Consider the following 3,802-nt stretch of genomic DNA (forward strand, 5'->3'; position numbering starts at 1 on the left):
CCCCCCGAGCGCTCGCTGGCGCTCGCTTCCTGGGGGCTCCGCCCCCTCGCCCCCTCCGCTGGCCGGCGCTCTTGCTGATGCTTGCGCTGTCGGTGGCCCAGGGTGCGAGCGGGGTGATGTGCGTGTCTTGTACCGGGCGCGGCGGTGGGGTTCTCCATCAGGGTCGGGCAGCGTGGCGAGCCAGGCCGACCTCGCGCAGGCTCGGGTCGGTGCCGGGTTCCAGCGGGGTGCCCGCGGCGCTGGATGTCTTCCAGGACCCCGATGCCATTGGCGCCGGGCCGGGATGGCCGAGGACGAATCCCATGGTGAGTGCCGTCTGGCATAGGCTGCGCGTCGCGGTGGGGGCTGCGGCGACGGCCAGAGCGGCGTCGTATTCCCACAGCCTCTTGCTCGTGTTCCGGCGCAGGACGACTGCGTGGGCGGCCTCGAAACCGGGTGATATCGCGGGGTCGCTCGGGATCTGAAGCGGTGTCGCCAGTCCTCTGGAACCGCCCGGTCGCTTTGGCGATCAGGGCCTCGATTTCGTCGGCGATGGCGCAGATCTCGACGGACTCGGCAGCGCGGCGGACCCACAAGTCGCTGAATCGGACGCGGTCTTCTCGGAAGATGTCCCACCCGTGGTCATGTGCAGGATGCTCGGCGTCGCCCGCTTCATTGTGTTCCTGCCCGCAAGGCTGGCGGGGGTCGGCGGTGGGACTTCAGAGAGCCGTCGGCGGCCCTCGCGATGACGTCGGTTTTGACCCGACCGTCGATCAGACGACCAGCCAGGTGCCACACAGCCGACGACCTTGACTGGTGGCGCGTCGGGCGCTTTGCGGGCGCTGGATGCAAGGCTGCTGACCAAACTGGTCTTGCGCTGCGCCATGGTCGGCGGGAACAGCCGGGTCGCCCCCCGACAGGTCGGCAGCCGGCTCGGCGAGCAGGCCTCCCACGCTCGGCGGCACAGCACGTCCCGCTGGTGGAGTCCGCAGACCCGCGCGGTGACGCCGCTGTTGCTCATCATGTGGGCGCCGTGCACCCGCACTCGGCAGTCTCCGCTGTCTCCAGGCGGCAGCCCGACCCGAGGCAGAGCAGGATTTTGCAGGCAGCCTCACGGGTCCGGTCGCCGGCCTGCGGTCGTCAGAGCGGCCGGGAGGGGTCACGATCCCGGCCCGCGGCGGCAGCACCTGTAAGCCCGCGAACGAGATCCCTGACGCCCTCGCCGCATACCGTTCCACATCACCTTTTGGTAGCCGTGGATGCGGGTGCGCTGAAGGGAGATATAGAAGCCGGCTCTGCTTCCTGAGCCCTAGAAGTTGCATCAGATTCGGACGTGTGTGTTCTTCACTCGGACCCCGAGGGTGTACCAGTTTCGCGAGTCGCGGCGACCTCGGAGAGGCCGCCGCGACGCATCAGGTGCGGTTGCGATGACGACGCAGACCGTCAGTAGAGGATGTACAGGTGCCACTTCGGCTTCTTGTCGGTGCCGCGCCCGGGGACGCACATGGCCGCCTTGTAGCGAGGGTTGGAAGCCTTCACGTTGAGACCGGCGACGTAGCAGTCGCTCTTCGTCCAGTAGCTCTTCCAGAAGTGCCAGGTGGCCGTCCTCTCCTGGGCGGTTCCGCTGGACAGCGTGGCAGCGGTGGTCGCCGCGTCAGTCTCGGCGCTGGTGAAGGCCTGAGCCGGCGTGGCCAGGACGCCCAGTGCCAGTGCGAGGGTCGACCCCAGTATGAGGACCTTCCTCGCGGTCGGCGGCCTCGCGCCCTCGTGAGTTTCCGCGGCGGGCGCGGTCGGCTTGCGCATTGCACTCATCACCATGGTGTTCTCCTTCTGTTGATCTTGTGAGTGGTGCTGTGGCGGATACGGTCGTCTCGGCAGGTAGTGGGCCCCTGGCCCAGACGAGCCCTCTCTTGTGCTCGCGTGGCTCCGGCCGATGGTCTGCCGCCGGCCTGCCTCTCTCGATGGCGATCGGTGGTCAACGAGGGAGGTGTTTGTCCTCCCCGCGCCGGACGCGGTCCGGCGCGGTACTCGACCCGTCCTCCGACGTTTCCACGGATGCCATGCCACGCGGTGACGAAGTACTCGCAGGTCCGAACATCCGCCCGTGCTTCTGCGCTTGCGGTGCCTGCCAGGGCCGATGCTCTCGCTGACTTGCTTCATACGCCGATCGTCACATTCACGTGTTCGGCCTGTCATTGATGCTGAGAGACCAGGCCGTTGACGCTGGGCGCCATGCCTCCGGAGGTATCGACTTTGTCGAAAAAGAAACACTTGCTAGTTTTTACGTGACATTCTGGCTCATGTTTGCTGTTGGCGCCCAGCAGAGCTATGTGCAGGAGATGGGCACGCTTATCGCGCGTGGACTGCCCTGCCTGAAATGATAGATATCGGGATGAACGGGTCAGAGTGGTGCAGGCATCATTGATCAAAGAGGGGTGCGGCTACCGGAGCTTTTCGTTTGCGCACTAGCCCTGGAGTGGGCCTTCTGTCTATCGTGTTAGCAACCGCCGGTGTGATGTTGTATCAGTCGTCCTCTTTGGACAACGGTCATACGGCATATCGGCCCTGAAGGTATCACTTCGATTTCTTGTCTCGGTGAGATGGATACCGTGATCCAGTTGAAGCCGCTCGAACGTTGCACCGAGACGTGAAGTCGGCGTGGTCGGAAGGTGAAGCGAGGGACGGTGCGCCTTGATGCTGAAGCAGCAGTGCAGCCTGGACCTGCCGGTTTCCGACCGGTTTGACTGGTGGTGCGATCTGGCCGCCCAAGAAGTCGTCCCCACTATTGTGCACAGCGCCCACCGAAGCGACTTCTACGCGGCCGTGAAACTGCTTCGGTTCGGGTCCGCGAGTGTGACAGAGCTTGAGTTCGATGACATGGGATCCAGGCGCACTCCGCGGTTGATCCGGCACTCCGATCCAGAGCGATGGATGTTGACGCTGGTGTCCAGAGGGTCCATGTGGGTGGAGCAAAGCCGTAGCCGTGCCGAGCCGTCACTCGGTGATCTGGTTCTTTACGACACGTCCCGACCGTTTCAATCGCAGATCCTGGACCGTGGCGTCCCGTGTCGGACGGTTCTGCTGCAGGTCCCGCGGATAGCGTTGCCCCTGCCTGAACAGGTACTGCGATCAAGGGTGGCGCAGCCCGTCCGGTCGACGTCCGGCGCGGCGGCGCTGCTTTGCCGATTCCTCGAAGGGGCTCTCGAAAACGCCAAGACGCTGACCCCAGACGAATGCACGCGCCTGGATGCGGTGGTCATCGGTCTCATGGCCACCCTCTTCGCAGCGACGAGCGACGCCGCACATCTGATACCTCCGCAGACCCGGCAGCGGGTCCTCCTGCAGCAGGTCAAAGCGTTCGCGCTTGTCCATCTACACGACCCACGCCTATCACCCACGCTCATCGCCGAAGCGCACCATATCTCGGTGCGGCACCTTCATCGCTTGTTCCACCAGGAGGGACTCAGCGTCGGTGAATTCATCCGCGGACAGCGTCTCGAGCGCTGCCGCGCTGATCTGGCCGACCCTCGCCTGATCAACCGCACCGTCGCGAACGTCGGTGCACGATGGGGATTCCAGGACGCCGCCGTCTTCAGCCGGGTGTTCAAAGCAGCGTACGGAATTCCCCCAGGTGAGCACCGTCGGCGTTGCGCACCGACACGACCAAGGCCATAGCTGCCGGTGGCCTGGCTCTCTCCAACTCGGCTCCCCGCCGCGACCGCGCCGATGGCATCTGCAGTGAGGGGTGCGCTGGTGCTGGACGGGCTCGGCCGTCCCGTGTCTAATCTGGGTGGTGTCGCCACATCGACTCGGTGGGTGGCGG

At 65.3% G+C, this 3,802-nt stretch carries 3 protein-coding genes; 2 read left to right on the plus strand and 1 reads right to left on the minus strand.

The window, feature by feature from the left end:
• Positions 1–1,422: 1,422 nt before the first annotated feature.
• Positions 1,423–1,797 carry a hypothetical protein gene (locus E1284_RS39320; protein WP_131945219.1) on the minus strand — a complete coding sequence of 125 codons (375 nt, stop codon included), beginning with the start codon at positions 1,795–1,797 and terminating at the stop codon, positions 1,423–1,425.
• 380 nt (positions 1,798–2,177) lie between these two features.
• On the opposite strand from E1284_RS39320, the gene E1284_RS39325 reads away from it, so the two are divergent.
• Both E1284_RS39325 and E1284_RS39330 read left to right on the plus strand, forming a co-directional pair.
• Complete coding sequence (locus E1284_RS39325) at positions 2,178–2,360, plus strand: hypothetical protein (protein ID WP_165965610.1); 183 nt, start codon at positions 2,178–2,180, stop codon at positions 2,358–2,360.
• A 313-nt stretch (positions 2,361–2,673) separates the two neighbouring features.
• Positions 2,674–3,654: a helix-turn-helix domain-containing protein gene (locus E1284_RS39330; protein WP_131945221.1), complete on the plus strand. Its 981-nt coding sequence runs from the start codon at positions 2,674–2,676 to the stop codon at positions 3,652–3,654.
• The last annotated feature ends 148 nt before the right edge of the window (positions 3,655–3,802 follow it).

It is taken from the genome of Actinomadura bangladeshensis, assembly GCF_004348335.1.
GTDB classification, from domain to species: Bacteria; Actinomycetota; Actinomycetes; order Streptosporangiales; family Streptosporangiaceae; genus Spirillospora; species Spirillospora bangladeshensis.

Bases quoted from the DNA above. Each gene is read 5' to 3' on its own strand.
- E1284_RS39320 (WP_131945219.1), bottom strand. From the start codon at position 1,797: ATGGTGATGAGTGCAATGCGCAAGCCGACCGCGCCCGCCGCGGAAACT.
- E1284_RS39325 (WP_165965610.1), top strand. From the start codon at position 2,178: ATGCTGAGAGACCAGGCCGTTGACGCTGGGCGCCATGCCTCCGGAGGT.
- E1284_RS39330 (WP_131945221.1), top strand. From the start codon at position 2,674: ATGCTGAAGCAGCAGTGCAGCCTGGACCTGCCGGTTTCCGACCGGTTT.